Source organism: Mucilaginibacter auburnensis (genome assembly GCF_002797815.1).
GTDB classification, from domain to species: Bacteria; Bacteroidota; Bacteroidia; order Sphingobacteriales; family Sphingobacteriaceae; genus Mucilaginibacter; species Mucilaginibacter auburnensis.
In genome coordinates, this window is sequence record NZ_PGFJ01000001.1 from 1,546,257 (window position 1) to 1,563,616 (window position 17,360).

The following is a 17,360-nucleotide window of genomic DNA, read 5'->3' on the forward strand; positions in this document are numbered from 1 at the left end:
ACTTTATAATTTGATGGAGCATTGCTGTCCTGTCTGTCTTGCCTGTCTTGTTGCGAGACAAGCGAGACACAGCAAGACACTTTATAATTTGACGGAGCATTGCTGTCTTGCTGTCCTGTCTGTCTTGTTGCGAGACAAGCGAGACACAGCAAGACACTTTATAATTTGATGGAGCATTGCTGTCTTGCTGTCCTGTCTGTCTTGTTGCGAGACAAGTGAGACAAGCGAGACACAAGCGAGACACCTGCCGTTAATAGCTAAAACAGCTAAGATATTAATACTTCATTATTCAAAATTCGATATCCGGTGTTCGATATTACTTATAAAAAGGGTGTAAAATAACGTCAAATTTTCACACTTTTGCATCCATTGTATAGTACAAAACTATAATAGAATTTGTAATGACCGCTAACGAGATACGCAAGGCTTTTCTTGATTTTTTTGCCTCAAAAGGGCACACCATTGTTCCATCTGCCCCTATAGTTGTTAAAAACGACCCTACGCTGATGTTCACCAATGCCGGTATGAACCAGTTTAAGGACATATTTTTAGGCGAGGCACCCGCCAAATCGCCGCGCGTGGCTGATACGCAGCGTTGTTTACGTGTATCGGGCAAGCATAACGACCTGGAGGAAGTGGGTATTGATACCTACCACCATACCATGTTTGAAATGCTGGGCAACTGGAGCTTTGGCGACTACTTTAAAAAGGAAGCCATTGAGTGGAGCTGGGAATTGCTGACCGAGGTTTACGGCATAGATAAAGACCGCCTGTACGTTACCATTTTTGAAGGCGACGACAAGCAAAACCTGCCTAAAGACCAGGAAGCATTCGATTTTTGGAAAGCGCAGGGTGTACCCGAAAGCCATATTCTATTAGGTAATAAAAAGGATAACTTTTGGGAAATGGGCGAGACCGGTCCGTGTGGTCCGTGCTCTGAAATACATTACGATAATCGCAACGACGAAGAGCGCGCAAAGGTTGACGGTGCCACATTAGTTAATGCCGATGATCCGCAGGTTATTGAGATATGGAACAACGTATTTATGCAGTTTAACCGTTTAAAAGATGGTTCATTGCAGGAGTTACCAGCTCAGCACGTAGATACAGGTATGGGCTTTGAGCGTTTGGTGCGTGTGCTGCAAGGCAAAAGCTCAAACTATGATACTGATGTATTTACACCGATAATTGAATTCATTGCCCAAAAATCGGGAATAAAATATAATGCCGCTGCTGAGCCGGGTGATGCCGATTGGGGCACAGCCGTAGCCATGCGCGTACTGGCCGACCATATACGTGCCGTTAGCTTTGCCATTGCCGATGGTCAGTTGCCATCCAACAACAAAGCAGGCTATGTTATCCGCAGAATATTACGTAGGGCGGTAAGGTATTCATACCAGAACTTAGGCTTTAAAGAGCCTTTCATTAATCAATTGGTGCCTTTGCTGGCCGAGCAGTTTAAAGGTGTGTTTGATGAGTTATGGAACCAGAAAGATTTTGTGCAGAAGGTGGTTTTGGAAGAGGAAAATGCTTTCTTGAGAACCTTAGAACAAGGGATTAAGAAATTTGTAGAGTTTACCTCATACAGCAGGGGGCAGAACTCTGCCGTAGTATATCACGATGCTGACGTTTTTCAAACATTAAGAAACGAGCTTAAGGGAAGTTTTGCTTTTGAGTTATCAGATACGTACGGATTTCCTATTGATTTAACTGAGTTAATGGCTCGTGAAATTGGTTGGACTGTTGACATTGAAGGATTCAATGCTGCTCTTCAACAACAAAAAGCCCGCTCGCGCGCAGCTTCAGCTGTTGACACCGGTGATTGGGTTGTTTTAAAGGAAGATGATTCCGTTGAGTTTACCGGCTATGATGAAACCGAAACCATTGCCCATATTGTAAAGTACCGCAAGGTAACCGCAAAGGGTAAAGATCAATACCAGATAGTACTGGATAAAACACCTTTTTACGCTGAAAGCGGTGGTCAGGTAGGAGATAAAGGCGAGCTGGTTTTCCCTGATGGTGAGGTAGTGTACGTAACCGATACCAAAAAAGAGAACGGCTTAATAGTTCACTACGTAGATAAACTGCCCGAAGATATTGACGATGCGCTTACCGCTATTGTTGAAAAAGGACTGCGCACCAGCATCATGAACAACCACTCGGCTACACACTTGCTGCATGCCGCCATGAAACAGGTTTTAGGCACGCACGTAAACCAAAAAGGTTCATTGGTGAATGCCGAGTACCTGCGTTTTGACTTTTCGCATTTTGCTAAGGTAACCGATGAGGAGCTGGCACAAATAGAAGCCATTGTTAATCAAAAAATACGCGAGAACATAGCGCTTAAAGAAGAGCGCAATGTGCCTTATGATATCGCCATCAGCAGCGGCGTAACCGCCCTGTTCGGTGAAAAATATGGTGATCATGTACGTGTGATCACATTCGACGAGACCTTTAGTAAAGAGCTTTGCGGCGGTACGCACGTACAGGCTACCGGTGCAATTGGTTACTTTAAAATTATATCAGAAAGCGCTGTTGCAGCAGGCGTACGCCGTATTGAGGCCATTACCGGTATAGCTGCCGAGCAGTTTATCATCAACCAAAGCAAGTTATTGAATGACTTGAAAGAGTTGTTGAAAAACCCTAAAGACATCAGCAAAAGCGTTGAGAGTTTGTTAGAAGAGAACAATCGCCTTAAAAAGGAAATTGAAAAAAGCATATTGGAGAAATCAGCGGGCTTGAAAGATGAACTGGCTCAAAAAGCAGAGAACATCAACGGTATCAACTTCATCGCTCAAAAGGTAGATCTACCCGGAGCCGATGCGGTCAAAAATCTGGCTTACCAGTTAAAAGATATCGTGTCAGACTTGTTCCTGGTATTGGTAACCAATACCGACGGTAAACCCGGCATCACCGTTATGATAGCTGAGAATCTGGTTAAAGAAAAAGGACTGGATGCAGGCAAGATAGTACGCGACCTGGCTAAAGAAATTCAGGGCGGAGGTGGCGGTCAGCCGTTCTTTGCAACAGCAGGTGGTAAAGATACCAGCGGACTGGACAGGGTGTTGGAGAAAGCTAAAGCTATTGTAAGCTAAGAACAAAAACATCAACCCACCGTCATTGCGAGGTACGAAGCAATCTCTGAAGCAATAAGCAACTATGCTTTTCTTCAGTGATTGCTTTGTTCTTTTATATAGATGGTAGTATTTCTTCTTCTTCCAGCTTCATGGTCGGCACACCAAAACGGTTTAAAAAGTCAACTCCCTCATCGCTGGCCAAACCTTTGTATTGCGCGTATGATTTACTGAAATAAACTTGTTTTATTCCGGCTGAGAAAATCAATCTGGCGCACGCTATACATGGCGACAGGGTTGTATACAATGTGGCTCCCTCTAATTTGGCGCCATTCTTCACCGCATATAAAATAGCGTTCTGTTCCGCATGTAAAGCAAGTGAGCAACTGCCTTTTGAGTCGCGCGGGCAACCATCAACCGGCCATTCTTCGTCGCAGTTATGGGTACCAGCCGGTGGTCCGTTATAACCTATGGAAATAATACGGGTATCGCGTGCCAAAACCGCCCCAACCTGTGCCTTTACGCAATGCGAACGCAGGGCCAGATCTGTAGCCAGTTTCATAAATATGTGGTCAAAACTTGGTTTCATAGTTGCATGTAAAGTTATCAATTTTTAATGACCACCTTTAACTTCCATGTTGTCGAGGTCTATGCCTTGCTTTCTTAATTCAATACCAACCTTCCAGGCATAGAATGCAATGTAAGCAAAACCTAAAGCTGGAACAATGTAGGAGAAGTGCAGGCCACTCATGCCGGGGATAACGTTGTTGCTGCTGTCGGCTATTTTGCCTTGGAGCGGAGGAATAATGGCACCGCCCAAAATCATCATGATCAAAAACGCAGAACCCTGACTGGTATATTTACCCAAGCCCGTAAGTGCCAGCGAGAAGATGGACGGCCACATAATAGAGCAGCATAAGCCCCCACTAATGAAAGCAAACGTGGCAAAGGTACCGGTTGTTAACAAGCCTGCCAACATAAAAGCCACGCCTAACAAACCCATCACCATACAGGTACGCGTTGGCTTTTGCTGACCAATGTAAAATGCTACAACCAATATAGCCACACTTATGGCGTATATGTACAGGTTGCTTACGTCTTCGCCTAAACTGCCATTTACTACAAGTACAAGGGCAAAAGCCATAAAAGGCACAATAGCAGTTAATATATTTTTAGTTTGTTTTGACAGATCAAAGCTATCTATTGCTCCGGTGAACCTGCCTATCATCAAGCTGCCCCAATACAGGGAGATAAATGTTGCCACCTGCGATTCGGTAAAGCCGCCAAATTCGGGCGTATGAAGCAACGAACCTAAATTACTTTGAATGGTAACTTCAGTACCCACGTAGGTAAATATGCCTATCATTCCTAATATGAGCTGCGGATATTGCATGGCACCCCAACCGGTTTTATCTTTCGCCGATGCAGAAATAGCTCTGATAAGCGTGCCTAAAATAATTAACAACGATGCATACACCGGGTATTCGCTCGGTAAGCCTAACGCGTTGCTGAGCGGATCAGCTGCCAATATCATCAAAAAGGCAACCAGTAATATCAGCAAGGGTAAATTTACCCTATTACTCGGCTCAATTTTCTGGTCGCTTGTTACAACGGGCAGGTCGGAAACCTTAAAAAAGATAGCCACACCTATAAATAAAGCTGCGAGTATATAATATAGCGTGTTTATGGACGAGATCTTTACATCCGCCGCAGCTATGGCTGAAACCGCTGTTCCGAATAGTAAAAGCTTAACTGTTAATGGACCTGTGATACCGCCAATATTATTCAGGCTGCCGGCCAAGTTTAAGCGTGTGGCACCGGTTGATGGCGGCCCTAATGCAATTACGAATGGATTTGCAGCTGTTTGTTGTAAGGAAAATCCAAGTGCGATGATAAAGAACGATAAAAGGATGAGCCCAAATGACCCCGTGTTAACCGATGGCACCATGGCCAACGCACCAACAGCTGAAATGAGCAAGCCCACGATAATACCATTTTTGTAACCCAGTTTATTTAAAATATCAACCTTGCTGGCCTGCGATGCAAAGTATAAAATTAGCGATCCTATAAAATATCCACCATAAAAAGTAAAGTCAATTAATTGCGATTGAAACTGTGTTAAGCTGAAATGCTCTTTGCAAAATGGAATAAATATGCCGTTTGAGGCTGCCAGAAACCCCCAAAAAAAGTATACGGTTATCACCGTAAACAACGCCGATCTGTAATTTCTTGACCCGTTTTGCTCCATATTGCTTAATAATTATCAAGGGTTTTAAACACTAACATAAGCCATTTTTGTTAAATAACAGTACCATTTTTAATATTACAGATATTAGTTGGCGCACAAGTGTTATTTAAGTTTGGTTGTTTATGATATAACCATGATATTCGCATACTTCAAAATAGAACCTAAGGCTACTTTTAAATGATAGAGGCTGTTATTTCGGGGATTGGGATTGGAATTGTGTTGACGTTTTTAACCGGCCCGGTTTTTTTTGCATTGATTAAAACCAGTATTGAGCGTGGTTTTCACGCAGGCATATACATGGCTCTGGGTGTGGTATGCAGTGATATTGTGTTTGTAGGAGCCATTTTGTTCGGCTCACAATTATTCGATGTCTCCACTCAAACCAAAACTATTGCCGGTGTAGTAGGCAGTATTATATTATTTGTGGTAGGTGTGCGCTACATCATTAAAAAGGTAAAACTCAACTATAATAACGACCAGCCCACAGGTATTAAGCGCTACGGATACTTTTTAAAAGGCTTCCTGATGTGCATTTTTAACCCTACGCTGTTGTTCCATTGGATAACCGTTATAGGTACAGCAAGCACCATTTACCGAGCTGACGATACTAACCGTACAGTTAAAATAGCGGTAATGTTTTTAACGGTTTTAATTGTGCAATTTGGTTTAGACACTACCAAGGCATTCTATGCTAATAAATTAAGGGCTAAAGTATCTGCTAAGCTGGTACACCGTTTAAACCAGGTGGCAGGTGTTGCGCTGATCATCGCTTCGCTGGTGTTGATGGATAAACTGGTTACACATTATTTCTTTGCGGAACCTACCGCTAAGGTGGAGGGAAAGCCTGCTACAAAAAGCACTATGGCCAATCTGATCAGGCTTTAAGTCCTTAGATTCAACAGTTCTATTTTTATTTTACATGCCTGCAAAAACGTTCCTTACAGCCAACTGGCTCAACTTACTCATGCTGAATTATGAGGTTGATGCCGAAGTTTTAAAGCCCTATATCCCTGCCGGAACAGAGCTCGACTTGTGGCAGGGCAAAGCTTTGGTAAGCATGGTGGGTTTTTTATTCCATGACACCCGTGTGCTGGGCGTACGTTGGCCAATGCATACCAATTTTGAAGAAGTTAATCTTCGCTTTTATGTGCGCTATTTTGACGGAAATGTTTGGAAGCGGGGTGCAGTTTTTATTAGCGAAATAGTTCCTAAACCTGCCATTGCCATAATAGCCAATAATTTATATCGCGAACACTACCGCGCCTTACCTATGCGCCATTCCATTACACCAACGGTTAATAATTCTGCCCAATATTTATACGAGTGGAAGTTGAACGGACGGTGGAATAAACTCGGAGCTACGATAGCAAATGAAGTAAACGATATTGAATCGGGTAGTGCCGAGGAATTCATTTTGGAACATTATTGGGGCTACAACATCTGGGATGAGAAAACTACCATGCAGTATCAGGTGGAGCATGTTAGCTGGCAAACCCGCCAGGTTATTGACCAGGTTTTTGATGCCGATGTAGCCGCTTTGTATGGTGACGCTTTTGTGCCTTATTTAACCGTTCAGCCTTATTCTGCGTTTTTTGCCAATGGCTCTGCTATTGGGGTGAGAATGGGTGAGAAGATAAGGGTATGATGCACTTTAGTCATTCCCCAAAACCTCTAAAACAGCTTTAGCTTTTAATAAACATTCCTGATATTCCTGTTTTGCATCCGCATGATAAGTAATAGCGCTGCCTGCTTGAAAAGATAAATAGCCCGAATCGGCATTGTAAAGCAACGTGCGTATCACTACATTAAAGTCAAAATCATTATCCGGACTAAAATAGCCTATAGCGCCCGAGTACAATCCTCGTTCGGTGCGTTCGTATTGCTCCATCAACTGCATGGCGCGTATTTTAGGTGCACCGGTCATGCTACCCATTGGGAAGGTGTTACGTACAGCCTCAACCGCAGATACCGCAGGGTCAAGTTCGCAAACCACCGTTGATATCATTTGATGCACCTGTTGGAAGCTGTAAATGCCAAACAGTTCTTTCGTTTTTACAGTGCCCTGCTTGGCCGATCTGGTAAGATCATTTCGCACCAGGTCAACAATCATTACATTTTCCTGCTGTTCTTTGGTGTGGTTGCGTAAAGTATGCTTTAAAGCTTCATCTTCTTCTGCGTTCTTGCCTCTTGGCGCTGTACCCTTGATGGGTTGAGAGATGAGTTTGTTGTCACGTTTCGCTAAAAAACGCTCCGGCGATGCGCATAAAGCATAGGTGTTATGCCACTTGTAAAATGCAGCAAATGGTTTTGGCGATGTTCTGTTAAGTTCAGCAAATACAGCTGCCGGGTCAATCTTAACTTCCTCAGCGTAAAATTCCTGGCAAAAATTGGTTACATAAATGTCGCCGCGGGTAATATGTTCTTTTATTTTGTTGGCAGTATCAATATACTGTTGTTTACTAAAACGCTGGTTAAGGCTTATCTGTCCAGCAGGCGGCTTTATCTCAATTTGCTGCTCAATGGCAATCAATATATGGTCAGCATTATCTGATAATATTTCAACCTCATTGCCTCTAACCATTATCAAATGCAAAGGAGCAAAGAAGTGCAGATCAGGTAATTCAATCTGGTCGGGATTAGCAGAAAATACATCCTCCACTTCATTTTTAAGATCGTAACTAAAAAAGCCTGTGATCCAGCCCGGGTGAGCTTCACGGAACGTTGCCAACTGTTCAAAAGCCGACCCTGCATTGGCGGTTAACTGATCTTTAGCGCCCGCGGCTATTAACAAATCGAATTTACTGTAAGCGTCTTTAAAATTATTGGAGTCGAGGTAGCAGGCTACATCAAAAGTTGCGGCCCATTGTAGCGCTTTATGTTTAAAAGTTACGGTATCGGTTAACAGCTTTACCACTGTGTAAAAATAAGAAAGCCTCCCGAAAAGGAGGCTTTTTATTATTGTAATGTTAGCGTCTGCTTCCTGTCCGGTCCTACAGATAAGTATTTAATTGGAACACCTAACTGTTCTTCCAGGTAGTTGATGTATGATTGCAGCTTTTCAGGAATTTCTGATAATTCGGTAATGCCGGTCAAATCTTCGTTCCAGCCATCAATTTCCTGTAACACAGGCTCTGCATCAACAGAACAAATATCATAAGGCATGTAATCAATTTTCTCGCCCAGGTAATTGTAGTGAGTGCATGCGTAGATCTTGTCAAAACCACTCAGTACATCTGCCTTGGTCATTACCATTTGGGTAACACCATTCAACATAATAGCATATTTCAACGCAGGCAGGTCTATCCAGCCGGTACGGCGTGGCCTGCCGGTTGTTGCTCCAAATTCATGACCAATCCGGCGAAGTTCTTCGCCTGTTTCGTCATTCAATTCAGTAGGGAAAGGGCCTCCACCAACGCGGGTGCAATAAGCTTTAAAAATACCAATCACATCGCCAATAGTTGACGGTGCGATACCTAAACCGGTACAGGCACCGGCAGCAGTAGTGTTTGACGAGGTTACAAATGGGTACGAACCAAAATCAATATCCAACATAGCGCCTTGTGCCCCCTCTGCCAATACTTTTTTGCCTTCTTTGATGTATCCGTTAACTAAATGCTCTGAGTCAACAAGCGGGAATTGTTTGATCAATTCAACTGCTTCAAAGAAAGCTTGTTCACGCTCACTGAAATCAGCAACTTCGCCATATAATGATTGCAGCATAGATGTATGCTTGTCAACCAGCTTTTGGTAACGCTCTTTAAAATCAGGTAACGTAATATCACCAATACGTAAACCATTACGGCCGGTCTTGTCCATATAAGTAGGACCTATGCCTTTTAATGTTGAACCAATTTTGCCATCGCCCATACGCTTTTCGTTAGCGGCATCAAGCAATTGGTGAGTTGGTAATATAAGATGCGCTTTTTTAGCGATAACCAAATTCTTTTTAGCTAACAGGTCGTGGCCTGCATCTTTTAATTTATCTAATTCCCTTTTTAGGGTGATAGGATCTATTACAACACCGTTACCAATAAGGTTAAGTGTGTTTTCAAAAAATATACCTGAAGGAATGGTATTCAGTACAAACTTTTTGCCGTCAAATTCTAAAGTATGTCCGGCATTTGGGCCACCCTGAAAACGGGCAATCAAATCGTAACCGGCGCTTAAAACGTCAACAATTTTTCCTTTTCCTTCGTCGCCCCACTGGAGGCCTAATAATACGTCAACAGCCATTATGAAATTATAGTGTTATATTAAAGGTCGCAAAGTTAATTTTTTCTGTCACAGAAACCTTCTCTTAATTTCACACAATTTCCATAAAGATTTAAAGAGTGGTGTTTGATCTCAAATTTAAGCAGGTCGCCCATCATACTTTGTATTTGCTGAATGCGCGGATCGCAAAATTCAACCACTTTTCCACAATCTATACAAATTATGTGATCGTGCTGGCGGTAGCCGTATGATTTTTCAAACTGCGCCATGTTTTTACCGAACTGATGTTTGGTAACCAAGTCGCATGACACCAATAACTCTAACGTATTGTATACAGTAGCGCGGCTAACGCGATACTTCTTATTTTTCATATGGATATACAGCGATTCCACATCAAAGTGATCATTACGCGAGTATATCTCTTCTAAAATAGCAAAGCGCTCAGGCGTTTTACGCAAACTTTTATTTTCAAGGTAAGCCTCAAAAATTTTTTTCACCATTGCTATGGTTTCCTGTTGGGGCATAGTGTTTTATTAAAAGGCAAAGTTATTATTTTTATTAGATACAAGAGTTAAGAAGCAAGAATTAAGAGGATGCGATTGCATTTATAGCCTACAACAATCCTAATTCTTGTTTCTTAACTCTTGTTTCTTTCTCAAGATGCTTTCTCAATGGCGGTATCGAACCTACTAACCGTAGTAACACCGCTAACCAGTTTTAGCCTTTTTATGAGGTTGTCCAAATGTTCAGTATCATTAACATAAACCATTATAGAACCTTCAAAAATTCCGTTATCACTGTCAACGGTTATGGAGCGCATATTCACTTTAAAGTCGTTTGATATAACGGTGGTGATCTTGTTGATCAAACCCACATCATCAATGCCGGTTATACGCAAGCCGGTTAAGAATGCCAGTTCCTGTTGATTGGTCCAACGTGCTTTTACAATGCGGTAGCCATAGTTTGCCATTAGCTTAGCCGCGTTAGGGCAGTTGGTTCGGTGTATTTTTATGCCATCGCTTACCGTTATAAAGCCAAAAACGTCATCGCCGGGAATAGGATTGCAGCAGGCAGCTAACTTGTAGTCTATCTTCTGCATATCCTCGCCAATAAGCAGCATGTCACTGTCTTTGGCTTTTATGTTTTTAAGTAAGTTATGTACTTGTTCAGTATCTATTTTTTCCTGCGGTTTGTTCTCAACTACTTTTTCAGATTGCTGATATTCGCGCAGGTCTTTGATGTCGATCAGGCCTTTTGCTACATTGAAAAACAGATCCTGCGTTGATAACAATTTAAAGTAAAAACTCAGTTTATGCAGGTTCTCAGAGTTGTAAGTTATTTTGAGCGTTTTCATTTTTCGCTCTAAAATCTCTTTGCCATCTTCTGCAACTTTACGTTTTTCTTCTTTTAACGCCGATTTGATTTTCGACTTCGCTTTAGCAGTAACTACAAAGTTCAGCCAATCTTCCTTCGGTACCTGTTTGTTGGAAGTGATAATCTCTACCTGGTCGCCGTTTTGCAACTTATAGCTTAATGGAACCAGCTTATGATTCACTTTGGCGCCTATACAACTGGCCCCTACATCGGTATGTATCTCAAAAGCAAAATCAAGAGCGGTAGCATTTAATGGAAGCTGAATTAAGGCGCCTTTGGGCGTAAAAATGAATATTTCATCAGAGAAAAGGTTCATTTTAAAGTCGTCCAAAAATTCCAGCGCATTAGCATCCGGATTCTTAAGCATCTCGCGCACTTTGCTCACCCATTGGTCAAGCCCGCTGTCTGTTGAAGCTTCTTTGTATTTCCAATGCGCAGCAAAGCCTTTCTCGGCAATTTCATTCATGCGCTTAGTGCGTATTTGAACCTCCACCCACTGTCCGCGTGGGCCCATTACAGTAGTGTGTAATGATTCATAACCATTTGCCTTAGGCGATGATATCCAATCGCGTAACCTGTCGGGATTCGGCCTGTACAAGTCTGTTATAATGGAATACGCCTTCCAGCAGTCGGCTTTTTCATGTTCGGGCGCACTGTCTAAGATGATCCTGATGGCAAAAAGGTCATACACTTCTTCAAATGGAACCGCCTTTTTCTTCATCTTATTCCATATAGAATGGATAGACTTTGGTCTGCCAAAAACATCACCATGCAGGCCCTGACTTTCCAGCATCTTATTTACCGGCTCAATAAAGTCCTTAATAAATTTTTCGCGTTCGGCCTTTTTTTCGTTAAGCTTGTTTTTAATAAACTGATAGGTTTCGCGCTCCATGTATTTCATGGAAAGGTCTTCCAGTTCAGATTTTATAGCATATAAACCCAAACGGTGTGCCAGCGGAGCATACAGATAAATGGTCTCTGATGATAGTTTTAGCTGCTTATCCCGCGGCATAAACTCCATGGTACGCATATTGTGCAACCTGTCGGCCAGTTTAATAAGGATCACCCGCACATCATCTGCCAGCGTAAGCAGCATCTTACGGAAGTTCTCCGCCTGCAGGCTGCTATTGGTATCAAAAACGCCCGATATTTTGGTGAGGCCGTCAATAATTTTGGCTACCTTTTTACCAAACTCGTTTTCAATCTCATCAAGCGTAATATCTGTATCCTCAACAACATCATGCAATAAAGCGCATACAATTGATGTTGTGCCAAGGCCAATCTCTTCAGCGGCTATCTGGGCAACTGCAATAGGGTGATATATATAAGGCTCGCCGCTTTTGCGGCGCATATCTTTATGGCTTTCAAGCGCCATATCAAAAGCCTTGCGTATCATGCGTTTATCGCCTTTTTGCAAGGTAGACTTACTGGCGCGCAGCAATGCGCGATATCTTTTCAATATCTCGGTTTTCTCTGCTTCAATATCTATCACTAACTCTTTCATATTCCGGGTATTGATTTTATTATAATGGCCTTGTAACAAATAATTTATTTGCCTTACTTTATACAATAGACAAAAAAAATGCTTTAATTTTGTTTATAGGTAAAAATATGAAATTTATTGGTCTTATACTACTTTGCTGCTGCCTCAGTTGTGCTGTTTTAGCGCAGAATAAGACTGTTCCATCTCCTGCCGTTGGTAAAAATGACACTATCAAGACCTACTCAATTGAGTATGAGGGTGAACGCATTCCGTGGATAGTTGCTCCTGAAGTTGATATTGTTGACATGCGTATTTTTAGAACGCAGGCCGACAGAGATGCTTACCGCCGTTTGAAATACAATGTTTACAAAGTAATACCTTACGCACATTTTGCAGGTGAGCGTTACAGACAACTGGAACGCGATTTAGCGATGACCGGTGACAAGAAAAAGCAGAAAGCCCTGGTTAAAGCATGTGAGACGCAAATAAAAGACATGTTTAAACGCGAAATTGAAAATTTGACCGTTACTCAAGGTGAGATACTGATCAAATTGATTGACCGAGAAACAAATAATACAACATTTGACCTGGTTAAGGAGCTAAAGGGTGGGTTCAATGCCTTTTTACTACAATCAGCCGCCCGTATTTTTGGGCACAACCTGAAGAAAGAATACGACAGAGACGAGGAACGCGATATAGAGTATATACTGCAGCAGGCAGGATACGATTCGTACAGATACTAAATAATGACTGACAATACCATTTACCGGTTTAACGTACCCTTGTTAAACGGACTGGAAAAAAGCCTCAGCGCTTACCAAAATAAAGTACTTTTAATAGTAAATACTGCTTCGCAATGTGGTTTAACGCCACAAATGGAAGACCTTGTTGAATTAAAGAAAGAATTTGAGGGCTTGGATTTTGAAATTCTGGCTTTCCCTTCAAATGATTTCGGCGGACAAGAGCCGTTAGAAGGTGAGGGCATCATTCAGTTTTGTGAGAATTACGGTGCCAACTTTCATACGTTTGATAAGATCAGGGTAAGAGGGCCGTATGCGCATCCGCTCTACCAATTTCTGGCAGATAAAAAGCAAAACGGCAAGCTATCATCCAAGCCCCGGTGGAATTTTCATAAGTTCTTAATAGACAGGCATGGTTATGTGGTTGACTTTTTTTACCCGTTCACCAAACCAACTTCATCAAAAATTAAAAAACGGATAAGCCGTCTACTCAACGAAATTTAACATACATCTACCATGAAATTAGATATACTGGTACTATCGGTGCACCCGGATGATGCAGAACTGGGCTGTGCAGGTACTTTACTTAAACACATAGCCGAAGGCAAAAAAGCAGGGATTGTTGACCTTACCCGAGGCGAATTAGGCACCCGTGGTTCTGCTGAGATACGCGATGCAGAAGCTGCAAAGTCTGCTGAGATATTAGGCCTTTCGGTTAGAGATAATCTGGCCATACCTGATGGTTTCTTCACTAATACACAGGAGTATCAGTTAAAAGTTATACAAGCCATACGTAAGTATCAACCCGAAATAATAATTGGAAATGCAAAGCACGACAGGCATCCTGATCATGGCCGTGCCCATCAATTGATAGATACTGCCGCTTTTTTATCAGGGTTGCGTAAGATAGAAACCTATGATAACGGCGTGCTGCAGGAACCATGGCGCGCAAATATTCTTCTCAGCTTTATACAGGATGAGTACATCAAACCCGATATAATAGTAGATGTTACAGATCACTGGGATAAAAAAGTAGAGAGCATAAAAGCATTTGGGTCGCAATTTTTCAACCCCGAGTGGGAAGAAGAACCGCAAACCTATATTTCATCGCCTGGCTTTATTGAGGGTATTGAAGGCAGGGCGCGCGAGTTTGGTAAAATTATTGGCGTAACCTACGCAGAGGGTTTTACCACGCGAAGAATATTAGGCGTTAACAGTTTATTTGATTTGAGGTAAGCGTTAATCAACGCTTACATACTCAAACCGGTTATTTTCGTCGTTACGTTGTCGTTTCAGCTTGTGTTCGTTAGATAGCTTTAAAAGTATCCCTGATAGTTCTGAAGTTTTAAAATCAGAATCAAAATGCGCTTTGCAGTATTCGGCAATGCTTGAGATGGATTGCGGCGTTTTGAAAAAGTCGGTACTTAACAGTTGATTAAGCACTTTGGTTGCTCCCGGTTTTTTACGGGAACCGGTTTTGGTATCGTTGTCGCCTGCAATTCGTTTAACGGCTAATATTTCGCTGTTGTCTCCGTCCTGCTTTTCAAATTCAATCATGGCGTCTAACAGCTTATCAACTATTTTTACCTGTACTGCTTCGGATCGGAATGCATTAACAACTTCAGATATTTCTATCAATTGCTTTTTTAGTTTTTCAATAGGCTTGCTCATAAACTATAACATTTTGCAGGTTATAATATTCCTGTGCTCAGCAGGCTTATTAGGGGAAGCGTACCTGCCAATTAAAGAGATTCACCGGTAGAGTGATATCTGCAAACATACACTATAGGCCCTTAAAACAAAAGTTATGCCTATAATACGCCTAAAAAATACGTTGTTGTAGCAATAAAATTACATTATTATAGCTTATGCAAAATATCTTCGAGGATATTAAGTCCTTCGTCGATATTATTTTTTTCAATAATAAGTGCCGGCCTGAAACGGATGGTATGTGGGCCGCATCCCAAAAACATCACGTTTCTTTTCATGCCTTCACTTACAAATTTGTCGCGCGTCTCTTTATTATCAAAATCAAATGCTGTTAACAGGCCCTTTCCACGTACGTTGCTTATTTTGTTATTACGTGTTGCAATAGTGTTCAACTGTGCCTGCAGGTAAGCACCTGTTTGAGCCGCTTTATTGCAGAGGTCATCACCTTCAATAATTTCTAATATTTTGGTAGAGCGCACCATGTCAACCAAACTGCCACCCCAGGTTGAGTTAATCCGCGATGGTACTTTAAATACATTATTCTCCACCTCATCAACACGGTTACCTGCCAAAATACCGCATACCTGCATTTTCTTACCAAACGCAATAATATCCGGACGAGCATTTTTGCCGAAATGCTCATGGCACCAAAACCTGCCACTTAAACCAACTCCGGTTTGCACTTCGTCATAGATCAGCAAAGCTTCATTCTCATCCGCCAGGATACGCAATTGTTCCATAAATTCTTTTCGGGCATGATTATCGCCACCTTCGGCTTGTACAGGTTCAACAATAATGGCGCATATATCATCCTTATTATCGGCGAAGGCTTTTTTGATCAGTTCAATACTTTCCTTCTCGCGTTTCACTACGTCGGTAAGATGCTCATCCGTAAGTGGAAACTTTACTGCCGGGAAGGGCACGCGCGGCCAGTCAAACTTGGCAAACCATTTTGTTTTTACAGGTAGCGTGTTAGTTAAGCTAAGTGTATAACCGGTTCTGCCATGAAAAGCGTGTTCAAAATGCAATACTTTAAAGCCTTTTTCGGTAGTATGGCCTTTAGCGAAGTTTTTCTGTACTTTCCAGTCCATTGCTGTTTTAAGCGCGTTCTCAATAGCCAAACCGCCGCCAGCAATAAAAAAGGCATGCGGCAAATAATCAGGAATACCTACGCGTTCAAACGTTTCAACAAACTGAGCGTATTCGGTTGTATAAATATCAGAGTTAGATGGGTTAGTTAGTGCAGCCAGCATAAGACTCTTTTTAAATGCCTCGTCGTTCAGCATTTTAGGGTGATTATAACCTAAAGGCACCGAAGCGAAACAGGTAAAAAAGTCAAGCAAAGTGCGCTTATTCTTTGAATCATATATATGCACACCCTCACTTTTTTCCATATCAAAAGTAAGGTCATAGCCATCGGCTAAAACATGTTTTCTTAATGAATTGATAACATTTTCCGGAGCAACTGAAAGATTATACATAAGTAGCAAAGTTTATAACCAAATGTACAAAAAACCCTCAAACAGCATAATTTAGGCGGTTTTTGAACTGTGAGCGGAAAAACACAGTTTAAACAATTTAAAGCTTGTTTTTGTTCCGAAGCCGAATTTGGTACAGGAAAAGGTTATTCTGAAAACTTATTTTTCATGCCCAGCAAACCCCAAATTCCGCCGCTGTGAATGGCTAAGATTTTGCTGCCCGGAGCGAAATAATCTTTTTGGGCAAGATCATAAATAGCATATAGCATTTTGCCGGTGTAAACCGGATCAATGAGAATTCCGGTGTTGGCAATAAACTTTTTAATGAAGTTGATCAGTTCGGGCGTAGTTTTGCCATACCCGCCAAAATGATAGTCAGTATGCAGCGTATAATCAGTGGGTTGGTGTAATAGGTTGTCTATATCAGACTTCAAAAAACTGCCACCTTTTAGTGCCGGAATGCCGTTAACATGCGTGTGCAGATTTGCTGTTTTTACGCCATTAATAATACCGGCCGCCATGGTGCCGGTGCCGCAGGCGCAAAAAAGATGATCATATATATCATTCAGCTCGCTAACTAATTCGCTGCATCCCTGCGCCGCCTGGGGCGAGGCGCCGCCTTCGTCAATAAAGAAAGCTTCCTTATCGTTGCTAAAATATTGGTCGAATAAGGCTTGCTTATTGCGGTAGCTGTCCCTGTCGGTAAAAATAAGTTCCATACCGTGCAGACGGCACATAAAAAGCATGTCGTTATCTACCTCGTCGCCACGCACAAAGCCGGTGGCTTTAAAGCCAAAAAGCGCTGCTGCACCCGCTGTTGCCAACAAATGATTGGAGAACGCACCGCCAAAGGTAACAAGGTGGGTTTTGCTTTCGGCCTGCGCTTTTTTGAGCAGGTATTTGAGTTTGCGCCATTTGTTTCCTGATATAATGGGGTGGATCAGGTCATCGCGCTTTATAAAAACAGATAAGCCCCGCTCATCAAAAAGTTGGTCTTTTATCTGATGAACGGGGCTGTATATAGCTAAGTTGATATCCATT

15 protein-coding genes are annotated in these 17,360 nt (G+C 42.1%); 6 read left to right on the forward strand and 9 right to left on the reverse strand.

Annotated elements, in window-relative coordinates; all coding sequences use genetic code 11:
* The first annotated feature begins 401 nt into the window (after positions 1 to 401).
* The gene (gene alaS, locus CLV57_RS06845; protein WP_100340569.1) at positions 402 to 3,095 is read left to right on the forward strand and encodes an alanine--tRNA ligase; all 2,694 of its coding nucleotides are present in this window, start codon (positions 402 to 404) and stop codon (positions 3,093 to 3,095) included.
* Positions 3,096 to 3,189: 94 nt separating this feature from the next.
* Here the strand turns inward: alaS and CLV57_RS06850 are convergent, their stop codons facing one another.
* Entirely contained in the window at positions 3,190 to 3,663 is a 474-nt protein-coding gene (locus CLV57_RS06850) for a deoxycytidylate deaminase (RefSeq protein WP_100340570.1), read from the reverse strand.
* A gap of 24 nt (positions 3,664 to 3,687) precedes the next feature.
* Positions 3,688 to 5,322, reverse strand: coding sequence for an MFS transporter (locus CLV57_RS06855; RefSeq protein WP_100340571.1), 1,635 nt, complete (start codon positions 5,320 to 5,322; stop codon positions 3,688 to 3,690).
* Between the two features lie 177 nt (positions 5,323 to 5,499).
* Between CLV57_RS06855 and CLV57_RS06860 the strand changes: the two genes are divergently transcribed.
* Together CLV57_RS06860 and CLV57_RS06865 are read left to right on the forward strand one after the other, a co-directional pair.
* Entirely contained in the window at positions 5,500 to 6,207 is a 708-nt protein-coding gene (locus CLV57_RS06860) for a LysE family translocator (protein ID WP_100340572.1), read from the forward strand.
* 34 nt (positions 6,208 to 6,241) lie between these two features.
* Positions 6,242 to 6,967, forward strand: coding sequence for a YqjF family protein (locus tag CLV57_RS06865; protein ID WP_100340573.1), 726 nt, complete (start codon positions 6,242 to 6,244; stop codon positions 6,965 to 6,967).
* Positions 6,968 to 6,973: 6 nt separating this feature from the next.
* Here CLV57_RS06865 and CLV57_RS06870 read toward each other — a convergent pair whose 3' ends face one another.
* From CLV57_RS06870 to CLV57_RS06885, 4 genes are all read right to left on the reverse strand, one after another.
* On the reverse strand, positions 6,974 to 8,236 hold the full coding sequence (locus CLV57_RS06870) for an anthranilate synthase component I family protein (protein ID WP_245856891.1): 1,263 nt from the start codon (positions 8,234 to 8,236) through the stop codon (positions 6,974 to 6,976).
* A 41-nt stretch (positions 8,237 to 8,277) separates the two neighbouring features.
* Entirely contained in the window at positions 8,278 to 9,555 is a 1,278-nt protein-coding gene (locus CLV57_RS06875; RefSeq protein WP_100340574.1) for an adenylosuccinate synthase, read from the reverse strand.
* A gap of 35 nt (positions 9,556 to 9,590) precedes the next feature.
* Complete coding sequence (locus CLV57_RS06880) at positions 9,591 to 10,058, reverse strand: Fur family transcriptional regulator (RefSeq protein ID WP_100340575.1); 468 nt, start codon at positions 10,056 to 10,058, stop codon at positions 9,591 to 9,593.
* Positions 10,059 to 10,189: 131 nt separating this feature from the next.
* Positions 10,190 to 12,412: a RelA/SpoT family protein gene (locus CLV57_RS06885; protein WP_100340576.1), complete on the reverse strand. Its 2,223-nt coding sequence runs from the start codon at positions 12,410 to 12,412 to the stop codon at positions 10,190 to 10,192.
* A 107-nt stretch (positions 12,413 to 12,519) separates the two neighbouring features.
* Between CLV57_RS06885 and CLV57_RS06890 the strand changes: the two genes are divergently transcribed.
* The 3 genes from CLV57_RS06890 to bshB1 are packed head-to-tail and all read left to right on the forward strand — an operon-like array spanning position 12,520 to position 14,367.
* Positions 12,520 to 13,134, forward strand: coding sequence for a DUF4294 domain-containing protein (locus CLV57_RS06890; RefSeq protein ID WP_100340577.1), 615 nt, complete (start codon positions 12,520 to 12,522; stop codon positions 13,132 to 13,134).
* A gap of 3 nt (positions 13,135 to 13,137) precedes the next feature.
* Positions 13,138 to 13,635: a glutathione peroxidase gene (locus CLV57_RS06895; RefSeq protein ID WP_100340578.1), complete on the forward strand. Its 498-nt coding sequence runs from the start codon at positions 13,138 to 13,140 to the stop codon at positions 13,633 to 13,635.
* A 12-nt stretch (positions 13,636 to 13,647) separates the two neighbouring features.
* Entirely contained in the window at positions 13,648 to 14,367 is a 720-nt protein-coding gene (gene bshB1 / locus CLV57_RS06900) for a bacillithiol biosynthesis deacetylase BshB1 (protein WP_100340579.1), read from the forward strand.
* 3 nt (positions 14,368 to 14,370) lie between these two features.
* On the opposite strand, the gene CLV57_RS06905 is transcribed toward bshB1, so the two are convergent.
* The 3 genes from CLV57_RS06905 to CLV57_RS06915 form a co-directional block, all read right to left on the reverse strand.
* Positions 14,371 to 14,802: a hypothetical protein gene (locus tag CLV57_RS06905; protein WP_100340580.1), complete on the reverse strand. Its 432-nt coding sequence runs from the start codon at positions 14,800 to 14,802 to the stop codon at positions 14,371 to 14,373.
* 188 nt (positions 14,803 to 14,990) lie between these two features.
* Positions 14,991 to 16,322 (reverse strand): L-lysine 6-transaminase, encoded by a 1,332-nt coding sequence (gene lat, locus CLV57_RS06910; RefSeq protein WP_100340581.1) that lies wholly within the window; start codon positions 16,320 to 16,322, stop codon positions 14,991 to 14,993.
* 143 nt (positions 16,323 to 16,465) lie between these two features.
* On the reverse strand, positions 16,466 to 17,359 hold the full coding sequence (locus tag CLV57_RS06915; protein WP_100340582.1) for a 1-aminocyclopropane-1-carboxylate deaminase/D-cysteine desulfhydrase: 894 nt from the start codon (positions 17,357 to 17,359) through the stop codon (positions 16,466 to 16,468).
* Between the last annotated feature and the right edge of the window lies 1 nt (position 17,360).